Annotated in this window: 22 protein-coding genes; 11 read left to right on the top strand and 11 right to left on the bottom strand. The window is 69.4% G+C overall.

The features are described from left to right. The first annotated feature begins 62 nt into the window (after window positions 1-62). Window positions 63-341, top strand: coding sequence for a hypothetical protein (locus ACFOY2_RS26725; protein ID WP_379530827.1), 279 nt, complete (start codon window positions 63-65; stop codon window positions 339-341). 68 nt (window positions 342-409) lie between these two features. Here ACFOY2_RS26725 and ACFOY2_RS26720 read toward each other — a convergent pair whose 3' ends face one another. Next, on the bottom strand, window positions 410-1,021 hold the full coding sequence (locus ACFOY2_RS26720; RefSeq protein ID WP_379530826.1) for a TetR/AcrR family transcriptional regulator: 612 nt from the start codon (window positions 1,019-1,021) through the stop codon (window positions 410-412). Between the two features lie 143 nt (window positions 1,022-1,164). Here ACFOY2_RS26720 and ACFOY2_RS26715 point away from each other — a divergent pair, with 143 nt between their 5' ends. Next, the gene (locus ACFOY2_RS26715; protein WP_189316376.1) at window positions 1,165-1,899 is read left to right on the top strand and encodes an SDR family NAD(P)-dependent oxidoreductase; all 735 of its coding nucleotides are present in this window, start codon (window positions 1,165-1,167) and stop codon (window positions 1,897-1,899) included. Window positions 1,900-1,932: 33 nt separating this feature from the next. Next, window positions 1,933-2,589: an NADPH-dependent F420 reductase gene (locus tag ACFOY2_RS26710; protein WP_379530825.1), complete on the top strand. Its 657-nt coding sequence runs from the start codon at window positions 1,933-1,935 to the stop codon at window positions 2,587-2,589. Between the two features lie 400 nt (window positions 2,590-2,989). Here ACFOY2_RS26710 and ACFOY2_RS26705 read toward each other — a convergent pair whose 3' ends face one another. From ACFOY2_RS26705 to ACFOY2_RS26685, 5 genes are all read right to left on the bottom strand, one after another. After that, a complete protein-coding gene (locus tag ACFOY2_RS26705; protein ID WP_379530824.1) occupies window positions 2,990-3,784 on the bottom strand; it encodes a methyltransferase domain-containing protein in 795 nt (264 codons plus the stop codon). Window positions 3,785-4,805: 1,021 nt separating this feature from the next. Beyond that, on the bottom strand, window positions 4,806-5,255 hold the full coding sequence (locus tag ACFOY2_RS26700) for a VOC family protein (RefSeq protein WP_379530823.1): 450 nt from the start codon (window positions 5,253-5,255) through the stop codon (window positions 4,806-4,808). Window positions 5,256-5,322: 67 nt separating this feature from the next. Next, window positions 5,323-6,258, bottom strand: coding sequence for an RNA polymerase sigma-70 factor (locus tag ACFOY2_RS26695; protein ID WP_379530822.1), 936 nt, complete (start codon window positions 6,256-6,258; stop codon window positions 5,323-5,325). A gap of 68 nt (window positions 6,259-6,326) precedes the next feature. Continuing rightward, window positions 6,327-7,091, bottom strand: coding sequence for an SDR family NAD(P)-dependent oxidoreductase (locus tag ACFOY2_RS26690; protein ID WP_379530821.1), 765 nt, complete (start codon window positions 7,089-7,091; stop codon window positions 6,327-6,329). 260 nt (window positions 7,092-7,351) lie between these two features. Continuing rightward, complete coding sequence (locus tag ACFOY2_RS26685; protein ID WP_379530820.1) at window positions 7,352-8,716, bottom strand: aspartate aminotransferase family protein; 1,365 nt, start codon at window positions 8,714-8,716, stop codon at window positions 7,352-7,354. A 57-nt stretch (window positions 8,717-8,773) separates the two neighbouring features. On the opposite strand from ACFOY2_RS26685, the gene ACFOY2_RS26680 reads away from it, so the two are divergent. Further along, window positions 8,774-9,064, top strand: coding sequence for a hypothetical protein (locus ACFOY2_RS26680; RefSeq protein ID WP_379530819.1), 291 nt, complete (start codon window positions 8,774-8,776; stop codon window positions 9,062-9,064). Window positions 9,065-9,446: 382 nt separating this feature from the next. Here the strand turns inward: ACFOY2_RS26680 and ACFOY2_RS26675 are convergent, their stop codons facing one another. Then, the gene (locus ACFOY2_RS26675; RefSeq protein WP_379530818.1) at window positions 9,447-10,382 is read right to left on the bottom strand and encodes a LysR family transcriptional regulator; all 936 of its coding nucleotides are present in this window, start codon (window positions 10,380-10,382) and stop codon (window positions 9,447-9,449) included. 135 nt (window positions 10,383-10,517) lie between these two features. Here ACFOY2_RS26675 and ACFOY2_RS26670 point away from each other — a divergent pair, with 135 nt between their 5' ends. After that, window positions 10,518-12,290, top strand: coding sequence for an MFS transporter (locus ACFOY2_RS26670; RefSeq protein WP_379530817.1), 1,773 nt, complete (start codon window positions 10,518-10,520; stop codon window positions 12,288-12,290). Between the two features lie 388 nt (window positions 12,291-12,678). Next, window positions 12,679-12,993 (top strand): hypothetical protein, encoded by a 315-nt coding sequence (locus tag ACFOY2_RS26665; RefSeq protein ID WP_379530816.1) that lies wholly within the window; start codon window positions 12,679-12,681, stop codon window positions 12,991-12,993. A 472-nt stretch (window positions 12,994-13,465) separates the two neighbouring features. Here ACFOY2_RS26665 and ACFOY2_RS26660 read toward each other — a convergent pair whose 3' ends face one another. Together ACFOY2_RS26660 and ACFOY2_RS26655 are read right to left on the bottom strand one after the other, a co-directional pair. Further along, window positions 13,466-13,954, bottom strand: a complete 489-nt coding sequence (locus ACFOY2_RS26660; protein WP_379530815.1) for a VOC family protein — start codon at window positions 13,952-13,954, stop codon at window positions 13,466-13,468. A gap of 67 nt (window positions 13,955-14,021) precedes the next feature. After that, complete coding sequence (locus ACFOY2_RS26655; RefSeq protein WP_379530814.1) at window positions 14,022-14,975, bottom strand: helix-turn-helix transcriptional regulator; 954 nt, start codon at window positions 14,973-14,975, stop codon at window positions 14,022-14,024. 430 nt (window positions 14,976-15,405) lie between these two features. Between ACFOY2_RS26655 and ACFOY2_RS26650 the strand changes: the two genes are divergently transcribed. The 3 genes from ACFOY2_RS26650 to ACFOY2_RS26640 all read left to right on the top strand — a co-directional run bounded on the left by ACFOY2_RS26650 (window position 15,406) and on the right by ACFOY2_RS26640 (window position 19,657). Next, window positions 15,406-15,564, top strand: a complete 159-nt coding sequence (locus tag ACFOY2_RS26650) for a hypothetical protein (RefSeq protein ID WP_379530813.1) — start codon at window positions 15,406-15,408, stop codon at window positions 15,562-15,564. A gap of 20 nt (window positions 15,565-15,584) precedes the next feature. Beyond that, the gene (locus tag ACFOY2_RS26645; RefSeq protein ID WP_379530812.1) at window positions 15,585-16,439 is read left to right on the top strand and encodes a cupin-like domain-containing protein; all 855 of its coding nucleotides are present in this window, start codon (window positions 15,585-15,587) and stop codon (window positions 16,437-16,439) included. A gap of 77 nt (window positions 16,440-16,516) precedes the next feature. Next, window positions 16,517-19,657 (top strand): lantibiotic dehydratase, encoded by a 3,141-nt coding sequence (locus ACFOY2_RS26640; RefSeq protein WP_379530811.1) that lies wholly within the window; start codon window positions 16,517-16,519, stop codon window positions 19,655-19,657. Here ACFOY2_RS26640 and ACFOY2_RS26635 read toward each other — a convergent pair. Next, a complete protein-coding gene (locus ACFOY2_RS26635) occupies window positions 19,593-20,150 on the bottom strand; it encodes an SAM-dependent methyltransferase (RefSeq protein WP_379530810.1) in 558 nt (185 codons plus the stop codon). The genes ACFOY2_RS26640 and ACFOY2_RS26635 overlap by 65 nt on opposite strands. 417 nt (window positions 20,151-20,567) lie before the next feature. Here ACFOY2_RS26635 and ACFOY2_RS26630 point away from each other — a divergent pair, with 417 nt between their 5' ends. Beyond that, complete coding sequence (locus ACFOY2_RS26630; protein ID WP_379530809.1) at window positions 20,568-21,374, top strand: S1C family serine protease; 807 nt, start codon at window positions 20,568-20,570, stop codon at window positions 21,372-21,374. 36 nt (window positions 21,375-21,410) lie between these two features. After that, window positions 21,411-21,731, top strand: coding sequence for a hypothetical protein (locus ACFOY2_RS26625; protein WP_379530808.1), 321 nt, complete (start codon window positions 21,411-21,413; stop codon window positions 21,729-21,731). Here the strand turns inward: ACFOY2_RS26625 and ACFOY2_RS26620 are convergent. Continuing rightward, the gene (locus tag ACFOY2_RS26620; RefSeq protein WP_379530807.1) at window positions 21,635-22,600 is read right to left on the bottom strand and encodes a metallophosphoesterase; all 966 of its coding nucleotides are present in this window, start codon (window positions 22,598-22,600) and stop codon (window positions 21,635-21,637) included. The genes ACFOY2_RS26625 and ACFOY2_RS26620 overlap by 97 nt on opposite strands. Window positions 22,601-22,663 lie beyond the last annotated feature (63 nt).

Below are 22,663 nucleotides of genomic sequence, written 5' to 3'. Positions count from 1 at the left end.
GAGTCCTCTGCGCTACGGTGCAGTTGTTCCGTACCTCGCGTGCGCGACGGTGAGGTCCCGGCATGGACGGCGGGCGGGCGCAGATCATTGAGCGGGGCGTGCTGACCGCCCCGGACGAGGCATGGGACGTGGCGGTACGCCAGGCGGAGGTGATCGGCCGGCTGGCCGCCGAGGCGCGGGTGGGGTTGGCGGCCGCGGACGCTGCGGCGGCCGAACTGGGGATCTCGCGGCGCCAGGTGTACGTGCTGCCAGGCCGACCACGTCGGCGGGTCCTCGGGGGTCGCCGGTCTCCCCGGCGGCTTCTGCTGCGGCCTTCAGCAGGCGGGCGACCAGTTCCGTAAAAGTCAGCAGGTCCGGGCCAGGTGCCGCGCGACCGGCAGCGCGTCCAGCCCGGCCGCGGAGTACCGAGTTAACTTGACACTTCCTCCCGTCGCCGGTCATCGCCGGCTGTGGCGGGGATGGCGTTGTCGATGAGGACGGCGGCGATGGCGGCGGCGGCGGGGAAGGCGTCGGCGTTGAGGACCCGGGTGCGGGCCGCGGCGCCGTCGATGAGCAGCGCGAGCTGCTCGCCGAGCTGTTCAGGGTCGGCGGCGCCGGCTTCGCGGGCGGTGTCGGCGAGCCGCGCGGCGACGGCTTTCTTGTAGTCGCGTGCGTACTGGGATGCGGGGTGCTGGGGGTCGTGGAGTTCGACGGCGGCGGCGATGTAGGGGCACAGGGGGGTGGTGGGGGGGATGTCGAAGGCGGCGAGGAGCCGTTCGCGGGGCGTGAGGTCGGTGCGGTCGAACAGGGTGGATAGAACGGAGGGGTCGAACCGGCGCAGGTACTCGGCGACGAGTTCGTCCTTGCCGGTGAAGTGCTGGTAGGCCGTGCGCTTGGACACCTGGGCCGCCGCGCAAAGCTGGTCCATGCCGGTGCGGTTGATGCCCTGCTCGCGGAACAGCTGCTGGGACGCGCTGAGGATGCGCTCGCGGGCGCCCCGGCCACGGCGGTGACCCTTGGGGCCCTTCTCCAACTCCGTCATGGGTCAATGGTACCCAGTTGGGTAACGACCGGTGTACATAGTTTGCGTCCCGGCCGCTCGCCCCATACCGTAAGCACACAGAGCGGTGTACATAACGCCGACACCCCAGGTGCGCACGGCACCACCGACCCAAAGGAGCAACCATGGGAAAGCTTGACGGGAAGGTAGCGGTCATCACCGGCGGCACCACCGGCATGGCGCTGGCCGGCGCGAAGCTCTTCGTCGACGAGGGAGCGCACGTCTTCATCACCGGCCGCCGCCAGGACGCCCTGGACGAGGCCGTGAAGCAGATCGGCCGCAACGTCACCGGCGTCCAGGGCGACGCCGCCGACCTGGACGACCTGGACCGCCTGTACGACACCGTCAAGCGGGAGAAGGGCAGCCTCGACGTGCTGTGGGCCAGCGCCGGCGTGGGCGAGCCCGCCCCGCTCGGCGAGATCACCGAGGCTCACTTCCACGCCGCATTCTGGCTCAACGCCCGCGGCACCCTGTTCACCGTCCAGAAGGCTCTCCCGCTCTTCAACGACGGCGGCTCCATCCTCATGACCGGCTCCAACGCCTCCCTCGGCGCCTTCCCCGGCTGGAGCGTCTACGCCGGCAGCAAGGCCGTCCAGCAGGCCTGGGCCCGCGTCTGGCTCAACGAACTCAAGGACCGCCGCATCCGCGTCAACGTCCTGACCCCCGGCCAGGTCGCCACCGCCAAGCAGGAAGAACTCTTCGACGAGGCCACCAAGCGCCAGTTCGAGTCCCTCATCCCCCGCGGCCAGATGGGCCGCCCCGACGAAATCGCCACCGCCGCCCTCTTCCTGGCCTCCGACGACTCCAGCTACGTCAACGGCATGGAACTCGTCGCCGACGGCGGCACCACCGCCATCTAAACCGAACAACGCACAACCAGGGCAGGACATCTCATGAGCAACATCAGCATCATCGGCACCGGGAACATGGCCCGCACCATCGGCGCGCGGGCAGTAGCGGGCGGCAACACCGTCGAGGTCATGGGCCGCGATCAGTCCAAGGCCGCTGACCTGGCCAAGGCTCTCGGCGGCGGCGCCACGACGGGAGAATGGGGCACCGCCCCGGCCGGGGACATCGTCATCGTGGCCCTGTTGTACGACGGTGTCGTGCCGGTCGTCGCCCAGTACGGAGACGCTCTCGCGGGCAAGGTCATCGTCGACATCAGCAATCCCTTCAATTCCACGTTCGACGGGCTAGCCCACCGCGAGGAGACCTCGATCGCGCAGGAAGTCGCCAAGGCGGCCCCGGCCAGCGCCAGCGTGGTGAAGGCGTTCAACACCATCTTCCGTCATGTCCTGGAGAAGGGTCGGCCCGACGTCTTCATCGCCGGCGACAATGCGCAGGCCAAGGCAAGTGTGGCGGCGTTCATCGAGAGCCTCGGGCTGCGCCCGCTGGACGTCGGCGGCCTGAAGATGGCGCACTGGCTGGAAGGAGCGGGCGTGGTCACGGTGGGCCTCGCCAACCACGGGGTGGGGAACTTGGACTTCGCCCTCAGCATCACCGAACTTCCCATAGTCGGGCCCGCTATCAGCAGCACCTCATTCGCCTGACTAGCGGCCCCTCGCTCAGCCCGGGGTCGGCCAGGGCGCGCATTGTTCGCCGAGGCCGGTCTCGGCTCACCACTCGATCCCTCTAGACGATCAACAGCGTGGCGGCTCGCCGTAGCGACGGGAGTTCCATGCCAACACGAGGGCGACCACCCCCACCGCACCGGCACACCTTCGCCGCACGTCACCCGGTGGTCTGCACGCTGCGGGTGTGCAGACCACTTCGCGCATTCGTGCAGACGACTTCGGAAACTGACACGGGGCGTACCGACCGGTGTGTCGGCACCGGGGTTGCGGGACGTTTCCGAGACGATGCTCGGCATGACGACCGCCCCCGTAAGGGGCTACTCCTGCGGCCCGAAAATCTCCCTGTGGGCAGGTCGGACAACGCCTGGATCCGCATCTAACCGCGTGCCGGCGGGTGCTCGGCTGGACGGCGTCCCCAGGCCGAGATCAGCGGCGCGAGTGTCAGGTCGAGTTCGCCCGCGTGGATGGCGGCCAAGTGCGCGTCAATCTCGGCATCGTCGGCCAGGCCGGCCGCGAGCAGCTCGCCGCGCACATGCCGGATGGTCGCCGCCTCCAGCCTGTCGCAGGCCAGCCCGCCCACCGGGAAAGAGCCCGCTGCGGCGACATCTACCAAGCCGGCCTCACACAATGCCCGCGGCAGTGTCCGGCCGTAACGCAGGTCCGCGCCGCGGCGCGTCAGCAGCTTCCGGACCGCGTCGCGCAGCCGGTTGGCCCGTCGCTGCGCCGGGCCGCTGTCGTCCAGGCATGCCAGTGGCTGCAGAGCGGTATCGGCGTCCTCGACCAGCAGCCAGCCGCCGGGCCGCAGCGCCGCCGCCATCGTGGCCAACGCCCGAGCCCGGTCGGGTACATGGACCAGCACGAGCCGGGCGTGCACCAGATCGAATGTCCCCGGCTCCGGGGGTTGATCAGCGGCGACGTCGTGCCGGCGCACCTCGTACCCGCCGCCTGCCTTCAGCCACGACGGGTCGATGTCCGTGGCCAGCACGTACCCGGTCGGACCGACGGCCGCCGCGAGCGCCTCCGGGATACTGCGGCCGCCGGCCCCCACCTCCCAGCAGCGCGAGCCAACCCTGACCCCCAGTCGATCGAAGTGTCCCCGCGTCACACCGTCGAACAGCTCGGCCAGCCAAACGAATCGCTCGCCCGCCTCGGCGCGCGCGTTGTCCAGCAAGTACCCGCGGGCGGGAGCGGGCTCTCCACCGAGCGCGGTAGTCCCGCCTATCGGATCCGGTCGGCCACCGACGTGCGGCGGGCGGGGCGAGGAGGTCATCACCACATGGTCACCTCCCCCAGACCACCAGCGCTACGACGACGGGAGAGGGATATCTCACACACAGCCCGGCGGGGCACGACTGACCAACCCGGACGCCCTGGAACCGGGATGGCGACTGATCCTGCCCAAACACGGCCGCGACGCTCAGAAAGCCAAGCCGGTCCACCGCCGCACCATCTCACGACCCGCAGCCGAGCCAGCTCATCACGTTCCCTCGTCGCAACCCCTGGCGGAGTCACCTAACTTCTCATCGCCACCCATAGCGCCCGAGGCAAGGCAAGGGAATATCACCCCGACCACCGGCGCAGTCTCGCTCCGTCCTGTGATCGGCTCCCACTCGTGTCCGAGGTGGTCGTGCTGCCCCAAGGGCAGGATGATGGCGCTCTCCTTCGCTGCGGGCGCGCTTGCCGCCAGCCGACTCCACCGCAGGCGCCGCCTGCCTGCCCCCACCATTCTCTGGCGGGTTCCCACGGTTCCCACGGAGCTCAATCCCTGAAACTTGTTGGTGATCACCTAGGCCCAATGCTCGCTGTGTATGGAACGCGCGAGTACGCAGCCGTCTGACCGCGTCCTCGGGGGGCGACGTCAGCCGAGGGTTTCCTCAACGAGGTCGAGGTATGCGTGTCCGGCGGCGACGTCGACGGCAGGGCTCTTCCCCAAGAAAGGGGAGATGTCCGCCCACCTTTGGCCAATCGTGTGTGGCTTGCCTGAGAGCTCAACGACAGCGCGGTGCGGCGACCCTCTCGAATTATCTGCTGCTCCGCCGGCGTCCCGATCTCTGGGAGACCGTGCACCGGCTGGCCGTTCACTGCGCGAGACAGGTCAATGACTGGCCCACCGGACACTCCAGTGCCGCGGCTACGAGGCGTCAGGAAAGTGGTGGATGAGAAGCCCCACGGATGACGTGTGGAAAACGGCGCTAGACCACATCGAACTCGTTTCCCTCGGGATCCACCATCGCCACCGCATAGTGATCAATCCCGGGCTGCGACAGCACCCGCGCAACGGACGCCCCCGCCTGGACAAGCCGCTCCACCTCGGCATCCACCCGCGCTTTCCGGGTCTCCAGCGGTACGTCCTCCCGCTTGCCGCCCACCTTCACATCCAGGTGAAACCGGTTCTTGAGCACCTTGCCCTCAGGCACCTGCTGAAACCAGATCCTCGGCCCGTACCCCTCGGGATCGACGATGCTGTCGCTGCCGTCCCCCTCGCCCAGCTCGTCCTCCGGCACTCCGAGAGTGCGCCAGTAATCCCGCCACGTGTCGAATCCACCCGGCGGCGGCTCCACCGTGTACCGCAGCGCGCCCGCCCAGAACCGGGCCATCCGCTCGGGTTCCGCACAGTCAATGACCAGCTGGTAAGAAACCATGGCAGCCATCCTGCCGGACCCATCCGACAATTGTTGGCTCGCGGTCCGGACGGGTCACGCGACCTGGTCATAGCGAACCCTTTCTAGATCGTCCCGTGGCCCGGTTCGCCTCGCGGAGGGACACCCAGGCGTCCGCCACGGGACCCATATGCCGGAGCTTGTCGGGGTTGTTCACCGTGCGGATCGTCTGGATCCGCCCGTCGAGGACGTCGAACACCCAGGTGCTGAGGACCTTGCCGTCCCGGTCGCGGAAGATCGCGCCTGACCGACCGTTCACTTGGTGCGGCTCCACCTTCGCTCCGATCTGGATAAACCGCGGGACGAGCGCGTCGAGTATCCGGGCCACGTTCTGGGCGCCGACGAAGCGGTCGCCCCATTGCGGGGCCTTGCCGCCGCTGTCGCCGACCATCTGGACGTCGGCGGCCAGGAGTTCCCGCAGCCTGCCGACGTCCCCGTCCCGGAAGGCGTCGAGGAATCGCCCGGCGAGCTCGTCGCGTTCTTTCCGGTCGGTTTCGAACCGGGGCCGTCCCGCGTCCATGTGGCGGCGCGCCCGCATCGCGAGCTGGCGGCACGCCGCCTCCGAACGTCCCACCGCCGACGCGACCTGGGGGTAGTCGAACCCGAACACCTCGCGCAGGACGAAGACCGCGCGTTCGAGCGGGCTGAGTCGCTCGAGCAGCACCAGCGCCGCCATCGACAGCGAGTCGGCCAGCTCCGCCGACCGCTCGGGGTCCTGGTAGGGGTCGGTCAGCAGGGGCTCGGGGAACCACGGTCCGACGTACGCCTCCCGCCGGACGCGAGCCGAGCGCAGTACGTCGATCGAGATCCGGGTCACCGTGGCAGCGAGGAAGCCCTTGGTGGACGTGGGTTGTGTCGGGGAGACCTGGAAGCGCAGCCAGGTCTCCTGGACCGCGTCCTCGGCCTCGCTCACACTGCCCAGGATCCGGTAGGCGATCGAGAACAGCAGCGGTCGCAGATCCTGGAACTCCTCCGCAGGTGTCATACCTCTTCCTTCTCCTGATCAGAACCTGTCCGTGACATCCGGCATGAGTGGCCGGGCCGAGATCGCCCTCACCAGGGCAATGGGCCCTCCTCACCGAAGAACCCCGCGGTCGGCCCGTCCGTGTCGAGCGTGGCCATGCGCACCAGGATCGCGGCCCCCTGCGCGGGCGTGAGGTGCCCGGTGTGGTCGTTACTGTCGGTGTCGACGAAGCCGGGGGCGACGGCGTTGACCAGGATGCCGTCCTTGCGCAGCTCATTGGCGTACTGCACGGTCAGCGCGCTCAGCGCGGACTTGGACGGCGAGTAGGCGGCCGACGGCAGTAGTGCCGCGAAGGGCCCGTCCGGGTCGCTCATGAGGGTCAACGACCCGGCGTGGCTGCCGACGTTGACGATGCGTGGCGCCGGTGACCGCCGCAGCAGCGGCAGCATGGCATTGGTCACGGCGATCACCCCGAAGACGTTGGTCTCGAACACCGCCCGCACCATGTCCAGGTCGACGGCGCTGGGGATCTGATCGGTGGCGTCCTCAGGGGAGACGTTTCCGGAGCCGGTGATGCCGGCGTTGTTGATCAGCACGTCGAGACGGCCGAAGCGCTCTTGGATCTGCTCGGCGGCTTCCCGGACGGCGGTTTGGTCGGTGACGTTCAGGGTGATGGCGTGCACGTGGCCGCCCGCCGCGCGCAATTCCGCGGCGGCCTCCTCGCCTCGCCGAGGGTCCCTGGCTCCGATCAGGACCGTCATGCCCAGCGCGGCGAGCCGCTCGGCGGCCGCCCGCCCGATCCCCTTGTTCGCACCGGTGACCAGTGCGATCTTCTGTATGGCCTGCTCATTCATCGGATGGCTCCTCGCCCGGCGTTTCCTTCAGAACCCGTTGTCGAGACCCGAGACGAGACGGTCCTGCCGCCTGTGACATGCGATCGGACATTCACGCCGGGCCCACTCTGTTTCAGCTGGCGCGGCGGCGGTCCTGGACTCAGTGGTGCAGGGTGGCCTCCGCTCCATATACGCCAGCTTCTGGGGATTGCGCACGGTGTAGAGCCCGGTGATGAGGTCGTAGCCGCTGATCGACGATCAGCCCGCCCTCGGACGCGGCCTCACCGGGCGGCGGCGTCGAGGACGGCCTTCAGTGATGCTTCGAGGAGGTCCACGCCGGTGTGGAGTTCGTCGTCGCCGATCGTGAGGGGCGGGGCGATACGGAAGATGCCGCCCATCCCGGGGAGCTGGACGATGTTCATGTGCAGCCCCCGTTCGAGACAGGCCGAGGTGACCGCCTTGCCCAGCGCGTCGGCGGGGGCCTTGCTCGTCTTGTCCTTGACCAGCTCGACGCCTTGCAGCAGACCACGACCGCGTACGTCGCCGACGACCTCGTAGGCGTCGCGAAGCGCCAGCAGTCGCTCGGTGAGCTGCCCGCCCAGCCGCGCGGCACGCTCGACGAGGCCGTCCCGGTCGATGACGTCGAGGACGGTCAGCGCGACGGAGGCGGCCAGCGGGTCGGAGACGTGCGTGGTGTAGAACAGGAACCCCCGCTCGTGGCAGACCTGCTCGATCTCGGCGGTCGTGACGACGGCCGCCACGGGCAGCCCGGCTCCGAGGGTCTTGGACAACGTCAGGACGTCGGGGGTGACGCCGTCGCGCTCGAACGCGTACATCGTGCCGGTGCGGCCGAGACCGGTCTGCGCCTCGTCGAGGATGAGCAGCATCCCGCGCTCCTCGCACATCTCCTTGAGGCGGCGCAGGTAGCCAGGCGGCGGGTCGATGATCCCGCCCGAGGACAGGACGGGCTCAACCAGGCAGGCGGCGAGGCTTCCTGCGGACTGCCGGTCGACCAGGGCGAAGCCGTAGGCCAACTCGGCCTCCCAGTCGTACGACCCGTCGGAGCACCGGAACGGCGACCGGTAGGCGTTCGGCGCGGGCAGCGCGAGGTTGCCCGGAGCGGGCGGACCGTAGCCGCGCCGCCCCGCCGAGAACGTCGCGGAGGCCGCCCCCTGGGTCATGCCGTGCCAGGAGCGGTCGAACGAGACGATCTCATACCTGCCCGTGCACAGCTTGGCCATCTTGATCGCGGCCTCGTTCGCCTCGGCACCCGTGGTGAGCAGCAGCATCTTGCCCAGCGTGGCGGGCAGGGTCGCGGTGAGCCTGCCCGCCAGCTCCACCACCGGCGCGCTGAGCATGCCGCTGTAGAGGTGGTCCAGCGACGCCACCGCCGACGACACCGTCGCCACGATGTCCGGGTGCGCGTGCCCGAGGATGGCGCTCATCTGCCCCGAGGTGAAGTCGAGGATCGGCGTGCCCTCGCGGTCGTAGACGTACGCGCCGCGGGCCCGTTCGATGACTCGCGGGGTGAAGCCGACTCCGTAGCGGATCAGAAGGCGGTCCGCCTCATCCCAGAACGTCGTGTCCATCGCCCATCCTCCCTGACCGCGCCCGGCGACGACGCCGAGCGGCTCGCTCGATGCCATCTTCGATCATCGGCAGGCGTCACGACAGCTCCGCCCCGGCGGCGGCACCCTGCGCGCTTGAGGATCGCGCCGTACACGGCGCAATCACTCGATGCCTCCCGCCAGGCTCAGCACACCGCCGAGCAAGGACAAATCGCCGACCGCTACACCAAGGCAGTCGAACAGATCGGCTCCGGCACGCTGGATGTCCGGTTGGGCGGCATGTGTGCGCTCGAACGGCTCGCACAAGACTCGCCGCGTGACCACCAGACCGTCTACGACGTGCTGACCGCATTCATCCGTGAACACGAAGCGTTGAAGCAGAGAAGCTGCCTCCGGTGCCCGATACCGATGTGCAGGCCGCGCTGACCATCATCGGCCGCCGAAACACCCGCTTAGACGCCCAGAGCCTGACCTGAACAACATCCGTACCCGCGGCGCGCACCTGACCAGCGCGGACCTGCGGCACCTTGCGACGGCCGGGGGCCAAGTTCTGACGCGTCCCCCTCATCAGCGTGCCGCCAGCGCAGCGACCCTCCGTGCGATCCGTACACCCTGATCGGCTTCCAGGGAGGATTGGACCGGATTTTGGCGCTAGAGAGTCGATCTCGACGGCTGTTTGCTCTGGTTGAGGGTCCTACGTGCCTGCTCATGCCTCATATGAGACATACGGAGGGCAGGGCCGGAGTGTGCTGATGGCCACGCCTGCCTCCTGAATCACGGTCCAGCGGTCGGCCCGCCGAGGCGGCGTTCAGCGCGGGATTGCCCAGTCTGGCGCCCACGTCCCGGCGGCGCCGTGGCCGGCCGCTGTGGCGGCGAGGTGGGCGCGGAGGGTGGACAGCGCAGGGTGGGGGTTGTCGCGGTGCCACAGGAGCGAGTGCGGGTAGACGGGCGTGGGGCCGATCACCGGGATACGGCGCAGGCCGTGGCCGGCGGGCCAGACCAGGCGGGTCTGCTCGCCCATGAAGGTGGCCAGGGCCGGGGTGTCGGCGATGGTGTCGAGGAGCGCGTCGGAGCCGAAGTTGGGGCCGGTCGCCTCGATGGTGAGGCCGAACTCGGCGACGAGGTCGTCGTAGTAGGCGGCCCACTCGGTACCGGGGACGATGCCGGGCATCCAGATCCGGTGCCCGGCGAGCTGGGTCAGCGTCACCGAGCGGGCCGACGCCAGCGCGTGGGCGGGCCCGGTGAGGAGCTCGTGCGCCTCGTCAAGCACCCGGACGGACTCGATGTCCTCGGGAAGGGGCCGGGCGGGCATGCCGACGGCACGGAAGGACGCGTCGATCGCACCTGACCTGATGGCGGCCACGGCCGCCTCGATGTCGAACAGCATCACCACGTCGAGCTCGATCTCCGGGTGCGCGCGGTGGAAGCCGCGCATCATGCCTGACTGCGCGCTGCGCGAGGCGATCACGTCGACGCGCAGCGGACGGCTGCCGGTGCGGACGGACGCAACCGCGCGTTCGGCGACCCGGAGCAGTTCGCGGGCGTGGGGCAGGAACGCCTGCCCGTCGATGGTGAGCTCGGCGCCGCGCGGGGTACGGGCGAACAGCCGCACGCCGAGGTTGCGTTCCAGCCTGGCGATGCGCTTGGAGACGGCCTGCTGGGTGACCGCCAGCTCGGCGGCGGCCTCCTGGAACTGCCCCGCGTCGGCGGCGGCGACGAAGGTCCGGACGGTGTTGAGGTCCATGCGGACACACCTTACTGATACAACCGATCGTTGTAATCAATGGCTCCGAAGTTGTTTGATCCCCTGGTACGGCGCGCGCTTTGATGCTTGCGATCGCAAATCGGTTGTGCGAGTGAGTGGCGAGGAGCGTCGGGCATGCGGAGCGAGCGCCGGTTGGGGCGGCAGTTCGGGTGGCTCTGGGGAGCGTACGGGACCAGCACGCTCGGTACGTGGCTCGCCTTCGGCGCGTTCCCGCTGATCGCGATCCAGGTGCTGCACGCCGGGCCGGCGCAGGTCGCGGCGTTGTCCTCGGTGGGAGCTTTGGTGGGCGCGGCCGTGGCGGTGCCGCTGGGCCCGTGGGTGGAGTTCCGCCGCAAGCGGCCGGTGCTGATCGGGATGGACCTGGTGCGGTTCGCGGCGCTGCTGACGATCCCCGCCGCGTTCGCGCTCGGTGTGCTCTCCTTCGTCCAGCTCCTGCTGGTCTCGGTCGTCGTCGCGGCGGCCGACATCACCTTCCGCGCCGCCTCCGGCGCGTACCTGAAGACGTTGCTGCCGGCCGAGGACTTGCTCGTCGCCAACACCCGATTCGAGTCGACGGCCTGGACGACCACGGTCATCGGACCGCCTCTGGGCGGTGCCGCGATCGGGCTTCTCGGTCCGGTGGTGACGGTGGTGGCCGACGCGGTCAGCTACCTGCTCTCGGCCCTGGGCATCCGCGCGGCGGGCGGCCAGGAGCCGCGGCCCGAGCGCCGCCAGGCCGCGCGTCAAGATCGCCGGTGCCGTGCCGCTGTGCTGAAGCGATTCCGTCGCGCGGTGGAGATCGTTAGGGTTCGGCGCATGTCTGATGAGCGCATGATGCGCGGTTATGTGGGCCATTCGCATGGACGTGCCACCTACTCCGGTACGCCGGTGATCGAGCTGGACGGCGCCCCCGTCACGGTCAGCGTCGATGAGGAGGGGCTGCTGTGGACGTGTGATCTCCGCGGCGGCGGATGCGTCAGCCGTCCGCTGGACCTCGACGCGGCCGGGCCCGATGACGACTGGTACATCGAGAACGAGTGGTGGGACGAGGACGATGATGAGGACGAGCGGAAAAGGCTCGTCACCGAGCCCTCCCTCATCGCCGAGCGCGTGACCGTGGCGGAGGTCGATGGCCGACCCGTGGTCGTCACCGGCGGGGGCCGATTCGACTTCCGCCTCGAGGACGGTGACGACGTCAGCGGCGGGATCGTGCGGGCCTGGGACGTGCATACGGGGCGGCGGATCGGCTCGGTCATGCTCGGTCATGTGCTCGGTGTCTGCTCACTCACGACCGTCCGGTCCGAGCGCGGCCTCCTCGCCGTCAGCAGCTGCGAGACGGGCCTGCTGCTGGCCTGGGAACTGGCCACCGGTGTGAAGGTGATCGAGCGGCAGGGCTCCTACAACGGGGAGATGGCCGCCGCCGTGGTCGACGGCCGCCCTGTCGCCGTGACCGGCGGGGCTGACCGGTTTCTCCAGGCATGGGACGTCCTGAGCGGCGAGCAGCTCGGCGCGGACCTGCCGGGGCTGGAGTCTCCCGTCGGCGGCATCGCGATCACCGAGGTGGAGGGCCGCACCGTGGTGCTGGCCGGCGACGGCCCCAGGCTGCGCGCCTGGGACCTCGCGGCCCAGGAGCCGATCGGGGCGCCGCTGACCGGGCACACCGGCAAAATCGAGCGCGTGGTCACCGCGACCGTGGGTGGCCGCGCAATCGCCCTGACCGGGGGCGACGATCCCAACGATTGGGCCACGACCCTCGTGTGGGACCTGGCGCGCGGAGAGCAGATCGGCGAGCCGCTCACCGGCCACTTCCTCGAGTCGGCCACCGAGGTCGCGGGCACGCCGGCCGCCGTCACCCGGAGGTGGGACAGCGCCGTCCACCTGTCGGACCTGACGCCGACAGCCCGCTGATCAGAGCCGTCCGGCGGCGGGGACCCTCACATCGGTCGAGATCAGGCGGCCGGAGCCGGGCGGGTCCTGCCATGCGGCCGCCAGCCACGTGCCTCATGTACCAGAAACCGAGATTTCGCCCTGACCTGCGCCTCTAGGTTGGAGGCGTTGAGCCGGTTGAACATGTCAATCACGCCGAAAAGCAGGATCAGAGCGGCGACTTGCTTCTCGTCGAAGTGGTCGGCGACCCGGTCCCGCCCGGCCTGGCCACGGCCGCGATCCCACCGTGCCCCAGCGCCTGGCGGGCCGGCTCTCGACTGCGTAGCCGGACGCACCGTTGCACATCACCGGGTCCCCGTGATTGCATGCCATAACTGTCCGTGATGGCTCGGAAGGGATTTGGTGCTGGATGCCCTTGTGGAAGCGCCGAGGTGAGCTGATTCTCACTCCCGCCCAATACAACCCCGACGAAGTGCTCCACGCCGTGGACGGCTCCATCATCGTGGGAATGGTGACGGCAAGCGACGTCTGGCCGGGCAAGTTCCGGGCGGGCGTCTACGCCCCAGACACTGTCTGGCTGGACATTTTCCCGGTGAGCGGCACCCGCTGGATTTGCGTGAAACAGGGCACCGAGGTCTTGGTGGACAAGCCGCAGGCGGGCACTGAGGAATTCCTCAGCCCGCAGGAGGCACTTGCCGCAATCGCCAGGAACCGCCTCCTGTAGCCGTCCCATTGAGGAAACACCCCCGCCGTGCAGGCTCAGTACTCCCGAAGCTACGGCGAGGGGCAAAGTAGCCCTTCGTGATCGGGGCCAGATCGATCTGGCCCCGGCTTCTGGTCGGCGGTCGAGACCCGCGCGTAACCGATGAGCATGCGTCGGAATATCTGGCCCGAACCGTTAACCGACGTTGATTTCCGGCGCGAGTCGTCGACACTCCCGACCTGTGGGGGCGTAATCGTTTCTCGACACTTGGACCTGGGCGCGCGCCTCGGCACCGACTCCGCTCGCCCAAACTCAAGCCCAGCGCACCCCTTGACCCAGACGACCACCGCTACGTCCGGCGACAACGCCTGCCTGCATGGCCGCCGCTGTGCCACTCATCCCCCGCACTCCTCTCGAGAGGATCGACAGCGCTGGAGGGCGAGCCAGGTGAGGATTGTGGACCACAGCGGTGCGGCGTACTTCCAGATCGAGGTCAGCTCCGGGGGAAGATCTCGGTCTCGGGGCGCTGCATGTACTCCATCGCCGCGGTGAACTCCGGGTCGCCGAAGCGTCGCTCCATCTCCTCGGGCGTCACATCCTCGATGTGGGTCTGGATCCACCACACGTTGCCGAACGGGTCGCGCACCCGCCCGACCAGGTCGCCGAACGCCAGGTGGGTGACCTCCGAGATGGAGGCGCCTCCCGCCTCGACCGCCTGGCGGTGCACTGCGCGGGCGTCCTCGACATACAGGCGGAGGAACGCGGGCGTCGCGGGCCAACTCGGGTCGCCGTCGAACAGCATCACGATCGCCTCGCCGATGCGGACCTCCGCGTGCCCGATCACCCCGCGTGCGTCAATCACTCGGCCCAGTTCCTCGGCGCCGAACGCCTTTCGGATGTAGTCGATGAGCTCGGCCGTGTCCCGGGAGATGATCCACGGCGTGACGGTCGTGTAGCCCTCGGGGATCGCCTTGACAGACATCTGGGGTGCCTCCTTGCGTGCCGGAATGTGCCACCGACGCTAGGCCTCGTGTAGGTCAGTTTCTGACCTACACGGCACGAAGCGTCCTGGCCGCCATCTCGCGCAGGTAGTCGACCAGCTCGGGCGGCTCGTGCACCTCGAACTCGCACCCCAGCATGACCAGCCGGAATGCCAGCCACTCCAGGGTGTCGCTTTGCCCGGACAGTCGGCAGGTGTCAGCGTCGATCGGCTCCAACTCGCCCGCGGCGTCGCCGAGGCGGGCCGCCACCTGCTCGGCCGGAGCGTGCAGGGTGGCGACGGCGCGGAAGGTGGGCGCCGTCGAGTACAGCCTGGCCGTGACGAAGGCTGCGGCGTCCTCGGCGGGCGGCGTCCTCGGCGGCACCCGCACTCCGGTCGGGTGGGGCTCGCTCACGCGGTCCACGCGAAAGGTCCGCCAGTCGTCCCTGTCGTTGTCGAAGGCCACCAGGTACCAGCGCCTGCCCACGGTGACCAGGCGGTACGGCTCAACCAGCCGCCTGCTCGCGGTGCCGTCGCCCGCCTCGTAGGCGAAGCGCAGCTGTTCGTGGCCGGCCGCGGCCCCGGCGATCGCGGTGAGGATCTCCGGGTCGATGTCCGGCCCGGAGAAAGGAGGGGGAGCCTCGGTCGCGGCGTTCAGCGCGCCGACCCGGCGCCGCAGACGGGACGGCAACACCTGCTGGAGCTTGGCCATCGCGCGGACCGACGCCTGGTCGATGCCCGCGACGGGGTGCCTGGCCACCGTGCGCAGGCCGACGGCGATGGCCACGGCCTCCTCGTCATCGAGCAGCAGCGGCGGCATGGCGGTGCCCGCCACCAGGCGATAGCCGCCCTCGCCGCCCATCGTCGCGCGTACCGGATAGCCGAGGTCTCGCAGCCGCTCGACGTCGCGGCGGATGGTGCGCCGGCTGACCTCCAGACGCGCCGCGAGTTCGCTGCCCGGCCAGTCGCGCGGAGCCTGGAGCAGGGACAGCAGGTTCAGCAGTCGTGCCGAGGTGCCGGACATGTCACCAAGAATGCCAGGAGGCCAGCCAATACCCGGGCCATGGACGGCGGCAGGTTGAGGCAGCGACGACGGCCAAGAGGCGTGTTCAGGCGACGCCGGACAGGTCCAGGCGCTTGGCCATGTCGAGGTGGAAGCGAATGCAAACGAGAAGACCCCCATTGGGCGGCCCCTCGGCCTTCCGCCTGGCTCCGCTAAATATCCGTCTTCCGTAGGGTGTTCGATCGGGGTGACCCGATTGCTCCTCCCCCGCTTCGAGAGCTCCCGGGTGGTCGTTTGAGAATGCCGCCCATTTATTTACCGGCCGCTACAGTTAAGTCAAAACAATAAAGGGTATCGCGCCGGTGGGGTTGGTAAATAATTGACATGAAGCTGGATCCTCGGATTGGCCCGGGATAAAATCCGATCGTCGCAACGCGAAAGGATACTCGTGATGGAAGCAGTAACGGAAAAGCCGCGAAAGAAACTCTCGCTGGACCGGGAAACGGTGCGCAACCTCAATGACCCCATCCTGAGCACGCAGGGATGGAGTCTGTGGACGTGCGACGACGCCGACGCCAGCCTGGAGATTCAGGGCGAGCGGGCCAAGTAGACGACAAGGGTGGGTCGGCGTTGAATCTGAAACCGGTTCCACGCGTCTCGCGTGGCGACTTCCGGCCGACGCGCCTCGCCGGCCTTCCCCGGGTGGTCGTGGACAATGTGCCCGGGTGGCAGGCCGTCGAGTGCTGGAACAGCGCCTACCTGAAGTCCGTGGCCGGCCACCGCGAGGTTGCCGTGCGAGAGACGAACGGCCCACCCAGCAATATTTTCCAGAATCTGGCCCGCGGTGGGCGCACGTTTTTCGGTGATTATCTGGACTGGGTGGTGGAAACCGCGCACGATCTACGGCCTGTCGCCGAAAGGCACACCGACGTCGGCGCCATCACCCAGGCGGTCGCCGCCAGCGGCTTTGAGACCTCCTATTATCTTGACGCGAAGCTGGGCCAGTTGTCAGCGAGGCTCGCCGCCGACGCGCCGGCCCCGGATTGGTTCCGCGCCTCCCCCATGGACACCAATCTGTGGTGCGGCGTCCTGGGCACCTCCTCCGGGCTGCACTGCGACGTGACTCCCAACTGCAACGTCCAGGTGATCGGCCGCAAGCATTTTGTTCTGTTCCCGCCCTCGCAGTCGCGGCTGGTGTATCGCATTCCCCGGATCACCCATTGCCGTTTCGATCCCAACGTCCCGGACTTCGGCAGGTTCCCGCTCGCGCGGCAGGCGTCGGGCTGGCAGTGCACTCTGCGGCCGGGTGAGTCGCTCTACATCCCGGTCGGCTGGTATCACCAGGTGACGGTGGTGACGCCGTGGGCGCTGAACGTCAACTTCTTCTGGCCGCGTCCGTTTCCGCAGGGCATCGTGACGCCGTCGCTGTGGCGGTTCCTGCTCCGGCGGGGGTCGGCCCGGGTGAGGCGACTGCTGCGGGGATGACGGGTGCCGAGGAGGAGCCGGCCTGGCGGCCTGCGGGGTTCTTCGTGCTCCGCACGCCGTGCCTTCCGCTGGACGCGTTGTTCGCGCTGGGCGGTGGCGGCCTGGCGGAGACGGATCTCTCGCATGAGAGTGCGATGGCGGAACACGCTCATGCCCTCGACCGGCTGCGGGCGCTATGCCTGCGGCCTGATGTGCGCGAGGCTCTGTGGGTGGCCTCGCCGTCGCTGGAGGGGCGGCTGGACGGCTGGGCGCGTGACCCGCAGGGCGGGCTCAAGATCGGCCATGGTCTTCTTCGGTATGTCGCGCGCATGGCGGGGCGCCCGACGCCGTTCGGGCTTTTCGCCGGGTGCTCGCTCGGGATGATCGGTGAGGAGACCCGGCTACGCCTTGCGTGTCGGGAGACCTACCGCCGCCACACGAGTTTGGATTCCCGGTATCTCGGTGCCCTGGCGGAGTCCCTGCAGCGAGATCCGGCCCTGCGGCCGCGGCTCAGGTACCTGCCGAACTCCAGCATCTACCGGGCGGCCGGGCGTCTGAGGTATACCGAGACGCGCCCTGCCGGCGCCGGGACGTCGTACCATCTGGTGGCCGTTGAACCGACGGTCCATCTGGTGGCCGCGCTTGAGCGGGCCGCGGGCGGGGCCCTGCCCGGCGAGCTGGCCTGTGCCGTCGACGCCGCCGACCCCGAGGTCGGCCGGGGCGAGGCGCTTGACTTCGTGGACCGGCTGATCGACGCGCAGCTCCTGGTCTGCGAGCTCGCTCCCACGGTGAGCGGGCCCGAGCCGGTCGATGACCTCCTTGACCGGCTGGACCGGGTGGGCGGAGCGCGCGCCCGGCCGGTCGTCTCGGCCCTGCGCCAGGCCCGGACCATGCTCGCGGGTTTGGACGAGTTGCCGCCGGGGGCCGATCCGGAGCGTTACCGCGAGGTCGCCGCGGCGCTTCCGGCCCTGGCCGGGGTCCCGGTCTCCTTCCATGTCGATCTCACGAAGCCCGCCCGGGCGACACTGGGACGGGACGTGGTCGCGGAGATCGAACGTGGGGTGCGCCTGTTGCGCCGCGTCAGCGTGGGGCGGCGCGGCGACCCTCTGGGCCGCTTCCGTGAGGCGTTCCTCCACCGTTACGACCGGCGCGAGGTGCCGCTGTGCGAGGCCTTGGACGACGAGATCGGTATCGGATTCCCCGCTGACGGGCCGTTTGGGGCGGCGCCGGCTCCGCTGCTGGACGATCTGGCGTTCCCGTCTCCTCCACGGGCCGAGGACGCTCGATTCAGCAGGCGGGACGCGCTTGTTCTGCGCTGGTTGACCGAAGCCGCGTGCGCGGGCGTGGCGGAGTTGTCGCTGGGCGAGGCCGAGGTGCGGGCTCTTGAGGAGGCCGGCGACGCAGCCTCGCTGCCGGACTCCTTCGGGGCCGTCGCCACGATCCTCGCGGCTGACGAGGACGCGGTGGCGGCGGGACGCTACCGCATCATGCTGTCCGCGGTGGGCGGTTTGTCCGGAACAACGCTGATGGGCCGGTTCTGCCGTCGTGACGACCGGTTGCTCCGCCACGTGCAGCGGCATCTACAGGCCGAAGAAGCGCTGCGACCGGAGGCGATCTACGCGGAGATCGTGCATCCCGTGCCGGGCAAGGTGGGCAACGTCCTGGTCCGGCCGCACCTTCGCGAGCACGAGATCGTCTATCTCGGGCGCCCTGCCGCGCCGGAGCGGCGAATGCCCCTCGACGACCTCACAGTCTCCGTCGTCGGCGGGCGGGTGGTGCTCCGCTCGCGCTCGCTCGGCCGCGAGGTTCTGCCCCGGCTGACGGTCGCGCACCGCTTCGACGGGGCCGGCAGCCCGGCCTTGTATCGCTTCCTGTGCCACCTGCAGCGCCAAGGGAGGGAGGGCGGGCTGTCCTTCTCATTCGGAGGTCTGGGCGATGCGCCCTATCTGCCGAGGGTCACCGCCGGTCGGCTGGTGCTGTCCCGGGCCCGCTGGCGTCTGTCGGATGCGCAGCTGGCGTCCCTGGAAGGCCCGACGGCCGCCGCCCGATTCGCCGCGGTGCAGGATCTGCGACGCCTCCTTCGCCTGCCGCGATGGGTCGCGGTGGTGGACGCGGATCGGCGGTTGCCCATCGATCTGGACAACCCGCTCTTCGCCGACATGGCCGTTCACCTGTTCCGCGAGCACCGGCCGGTGCGGCTCGAGGAGGTGTTCTTCGGGCCGGATGAGGTGCCCGCGACGGGGCCAGAGGGTCGTTTCGCGCACGAGATCATCGTGCCGTTTCTGCGCACGAGCGCCCTCGAACCCGCCGGCGGCGCCCCGGCGCGACCGAAGAGGCCGCTCACGCGGAGTTTCCCGCCCGGATCGCCCTGGCTTTACGCCAAGCTGTACAGCGGCCCGGTCGGTGCCGACACCATACTCCAGCAGGTCGTGCGGCCCGTGGTGCGCGAGGCGGTGTCCGACGCCTCGGTTGACCGCTGGTTCTTCGTCCGGTATGCCGATCCCGACCCGCATCTGCGGCTGCGGCTGCACGGCGATCCCGGCCGCCTGATGAATGAGGTGCTGCCTGCGCTGCTCGCCGCCTGCGCGCCGTTTCACGCCGAGGGCACGCTCTGGCGGATCCAGCTGGACACCTACGAACGCGAGGTTGAGCGCTACGGCGGAGCCGATGGGATCGTTCTGGCCGAGCGGCTGTTCCACGCCGACAGCGACGCCGCGCTCAAGGTGATCGGGGCGACTCCCGGCGACATGGACACACGCTGGCGGCTGGCGCTGGTCGGTCTCGACCGGTTGCTCGACGATTTGGGCCTGGACCTGGCCGGGCGGCTCTCCGTCAGTACGGCGGCGCGTGATCGTTTCAGCCGCGAATTCGGTGCCGACGCCACCTTCGCCCACCGGCTCGGCGCCCGCTACCGGCGGGAACGGACGGTACTGGAGCCGCTCCTGGCCGCACCAGATCACCTGTATCGGGCACGCTCCGAGGCGTTGCGTCCCGTCGCCGGCGACCTGGCGGCGTGCGCGGGCGCCGACCGGCTCACCCGTCAAGTGACCACCCTCGCCGGTAGCTTCCTGCACATGCACGCGAACCGGATGCTGCCCGCCGCCGCGCGCGCCCAGGAACTTGTCCTCTATGACTTCCTCAGCCGCTGGTACCGCTCGCGCGCGGCCCGGGCCCTCATCGAGGTCGGGACAGAAGCACCGCGTCGTGCCGCCGGTCCGCCTCACCGAATCCGGCGGTGACGAACACGTCGGCGTACCGCGGATTGAGGTACATGACGTAGAAGTCCCGGGGAGCCTCGGCGAGCGATTCGAGGATGCGGTCCACGACCGCGCGCATGGTCTCGGCGCCGAATGGATGGAAGAAGTAGGCGACGGTCACGGACGCCGGCACGGCGAAGGACCCGGCGTCCGCGCATGTGACGCTCAACGCGCAGGAACGGCGGCGGCTGAACCTGGCGATGTTCGCGTTCGCGATCGCGCACAACTCGGGCGACGATTCCACACCGATCGCGGCGGCGAAGCCGTGTCTCGCGGCGAGCATGAGCGCCCGCCCTTTTCCCGCCCCGAAATCCACGAGCACCCGCCCGTCGGTGGCCAACGGGGCGTTTCGCAGCATCTCCGCGAAGAGCAGCGGATTGGTTCCCTCGTGCGCGGTCGTGCAGCCGGGCGACTCCAGAGAGGTATCGGTCCCGTACCGGACATCGAACAGAAGCTCATGCGAGATCAGCCGCATCGTCCGGGCGACACCGTATCTCCGTCGCGCGGCCGGAAACGAACGCGTGATGAGCCGGAACTGACCGGCAAGCCGACCCAGCATCGCGCGCCCAGCCCCCCTGCCGCGATCATGAACGTCACCTCATCCTGTCAGGGGCGTCGAGACGAGTCCCAGCGAAACGCCGGGATGCTGCGGACGGTCTGGCGGCGACTCACCGCCGTGCCTGCTCAGGCCCTGCGCACCCGCGACGACATCGTGGCCACGAGTTGGTCGGCCTGCGGTCCGATTCCCTGTAGTAAGGTCCATCTTGTCGATTACTAACAGATATCAATTGACTACGCACTGCATCGGCTGCTGTGTTCCGCCCGCATGGACCGGACCCGGCGCCCTTCGACGGTCACCGCTGCCCAGCCACCCTCAGGAAGGACGTTCCCTGTGAACCTCAGTACTCCCGCCGGTGCCCACCGGCCGCGCGTCCGGCGCACCGCGGTCACCGCGTTCCTCGTGCTGGCCGTCCTGACCGCCGCGGTCAGCCCCGCTGCCGCCGCCCCGGCCTCATCCACGTTTCCAGCCGCCGGATCGGCAGCAGCCTCGGCGGTACTTTCCGCGCGGGTCGAACCACAGCAAGACGTGCCTGAACTTGATGCCCCGGGCACCGCCAAACCCGTGACGTATCCGCCGGATCACCGCACCCGCCCCAACTCGGGCACCTTCGTCTTCACCGCCCCGCCCCACACCCGCATCACCCGCCTGGAGATGGACTGCCGCCCCCGCCCCTGCGCGGAGGCGATCGCCGCCGACGGCTCCACCGCCACCGTCCGCATGGGCCCCGGGCGCTGGCGCTGGAATACGCCGGTACGGGTCTGGCTTCAGGCCGCCCCCAACGCCCCTATGCAGCGGGCCCGTTACAGCGGAGCCCTGAACGTCGACGGTGAGCGGCAACCACTCGACGTGATCATCACCGAGGGGAAGCAGGGCCTGCTCGGCATCGTCCGTGAGGACGCCCCCAACAACAGCGGTGCGCTGGTATCCGATGTGGTGCCGGGCAGCCCTGCCGACAAGGCCGGGATCCGGCCCGGTGACGTCATCGTCTCCTTCAACGGCAAGGTCATCACCAATGCCAGGGAGCAGAGTGCCGCCCGCGTCGGGGTGTTGCGAGCGGGAGCCGTCGTCCCCGTCACCTACCGCAGGCCCGACGGCAGCCTCAGAACCGCTGAAGTCACCCTGGTCGACGCGCTTTGATCAACGCCGTCGCCCTGTGGGCAGTTGTACGCTCCCTTGCCCATGCTGCCGGGGATCACCACGCTGACCCGGCCGGTGGTGCGGGAGCGGGCCACGCTGGATCTGCTGCAGAGAGAGCGCCGGCGGACCGGTCCGTCAAAGGCGTCGGGGCCACAGATGGTCAAGTCGCTGGATCTGGTGGCCGAGATCGGCGGCACCGGGCTCGGCAAGCTGGAACTGGACGCTGTCGGCCCGGAGCGGGCGCTCCGGGCCGGCGGCGTTCAGGAGGCGGGCACCGTCTGGGGCCGCCATGAGAACACCGCGCGCGAGCGGGGCTCGACCGTGACGCGCAGCCACTGGGTCGCCGTGACGCCGTAGGTCTCCAGCCTCGTCAGGTTGGGGACGCCCGCGTAGCCGGTCTCCACCTCGTACACGTGCTCGTCACCGTGCACGAGCAGGACGGGCTTGCCGTACGCCTTGGCACGGTCGGTGATCCGGGCGCGGATCTCGGAGAATCCGGGGGTGTCGGTCGGCTCGGCCTGCATCATGAGCAGCACACCGGGCGCGTTCGTCTGCCGCGCGGTGTCGAAGGCGGTGTCGATCCAGTCGAGGGCCGCCGCCTTCCGTGCGGTGAACTCGGCCAGTCGCAGGTCGGGACGGTCGCCGCCCGGCAGTTCGGACCATGGCGCCAGGTTGTTCTCGCTGCCGACCACGTGCACAGTCGCGAACACGACGCCCTGCCGGCGGAACAGCACGTTCTCCTTGTAGGCCCTGTGCCGGCTGTCGGACGCCTGGGTCCGCACGCCCATGGGGTGGCGGCCGAGCGTGTGACCGGCCTTCGGGTAGAAGACCGTGCGGACCGCGTCGAGCCGCTCTGTGGGCACGTAGCCCCCTGCGGCGGTGCGGTGGCAGTCGGTCCACTCGTTGTCGCCGGGGGTCAGCACGAACGGGTCGTCGAAGGTGCCGAACAGCTTGGCCAGGTCGGCGAAGCGCGCGTCGTCACAGGTGGACGCGCCATCCTTGACGTCACCGGCGTGCAGGACGAAGCGGACGTCCGGGTCGGCGTTCACCGCGTCGACCAGCGCGGGGAACGCCGCTCGCTGGTCGGCGCCGTATGGGGTGTCGCCGAGCAGGGCGAAGCTGAGAGAGGGGCCGCGGGTCTCCTGGGCGTCGGCCGACGCGGGAGTGACGGTGCCGGCGACCAGGGCTGCCATCAGCGCGGCGACAGCAGCGGAAGATTTACGCATGGGCCGATTCTCCACATAGCCCAACAACCCGGACATTACGCCAAGTCGACAAGTCACCGACGG

Origin of the sequence: Nonomuraea purpurea, assembly GCF_042650645.1 — a bacterium.
Classification (GTDB): Bacteria; Actinomycetota; Actinomycetes; order Streptosporangiales; family Streptosporangiaceae; genus Nonomuraea; species Nonomuraea purpurea.
Note: the sequence above shows the minus strand (reverse complement) of the source record. Positions and strands in the feature narration are given on the sequence as shown.

Bases quoted from the DNA above. Each gene is read 5' to 3' on its own strand.
- ACFOY2_RS26725 (WP_379530827.1), top strand. From the start codon at position 63: ATGGACGGCGGGCGGGCGCAGATCATTGAGCGGGGCGTGCTGACCGCC.
- ACFOY2_RS26720 (WP_379530826.1), bottom strand. From the start codon at position 1,021: ATGACGGAGTTGGAGAAGGGCCCCAAGGGTCACCGCCGTGGCCGGGGC.
- ACFOY2_RS26715 (WP_189316376.1), top strand. From the start codon at position 1,165: ATGGGAAAGCTTGACGGGAAGGTAGCGGTCATCACCGGCGGCACCACC.
- ACFOY2_RS26710 (WP_379530825.1), top strand. From the start codon at position 1,933: ATGAGCAACATCAGCATCATCGGCACCGGGAACATGGCCCGCACCATC.
- ACFOY2_RS26700 (WP_379530823.1), bottom strand. From the start codon at position 5,255: ATGGTTTCTTACCAGCTGGTCATTGACTGTGCGGAACCCGAGCGGATG.
- ACFOY2_RS26695 (WP_379530822.1), bottom strand. From the start codon at position 6,258: ATGACACCTGCGGAGGAGTTCCAGGATCTGCGACCGCTGCTGTTCTCG.
- ACFOY2_RS26690 (WP_379530821.1), bottom strand. From the start codon at position 7,091: ATGAATGAGCAGGCCATACAGAAGATCGCACTGGTCACCGGTGCGAAC.
- ACFOY2_RS26685 (WP_379530820.1), bottom strand. From the start codon at position 8,716: ATGGCATCGAGCGAGCCGCTCGGCGTCGTCGCCGGGCGCGGTCAGGGA.
- ACFOY2_RS26675 (WP_379530818.1), bottom strand. From the start codon at position 10,382: ATGGACCTCAACACCGTCCGGACCTTCGTCGCCGCCGCCGACGCGGGG.
- ACFOY2_RS26670 (WP_379530817.1), top strand. From the start codon at position 10,518: ATGCGGAGCGAGCGCCGGTTGGGGCGGCAGTTCGGGTGGCTCTGGGGA.
- ACFOY2_RS26665 (WP_379530816.1), top strand. From the start codon at position 12,679: ATGCCCTTGTGGAAGCGCCGAGGTGAGCTGATTCTCACTCCCGCCCAA.
- ACFOY2_RS26660 (WP_379530815.1), bottom strand. From the start codon at position 13,954: ATGTCTGTCAAGGCGATCCCCGAGGGCTACACGACCGTCACGCCGTGG.
- ACFOY2_RS26655 (WP_379530814.1), bottom strand. From the start codon at position 14,975: ATGTCCGGCACCTCGGCACGACTGCTGAACCTGCTGTCCCTGCTCCAG.
- ACFOY2_RS26650 (WP_379530813.1), top strand. From the start codon at position 15,406: ATGGAAGCAGTAACGGAAAAGCCGCGAAAGAAACTCTCGCTGGACCGG.
- ACFOY2_RS26635 (WP_379530810.1), bottom strand. From the start codon at position 20,150: ATGCGGCTGATCTCGCATGAGCTTCTGTTCGATGTCCGGTACGGGACC.
- ACFOY2_RS26620 (WP_379530807.1), bottom strand. From the start codon at position 22,600: ATGCGTAAATCTTCCGCTGCTGTCGCCGCGCTGATGGCAGCCCTGGTC.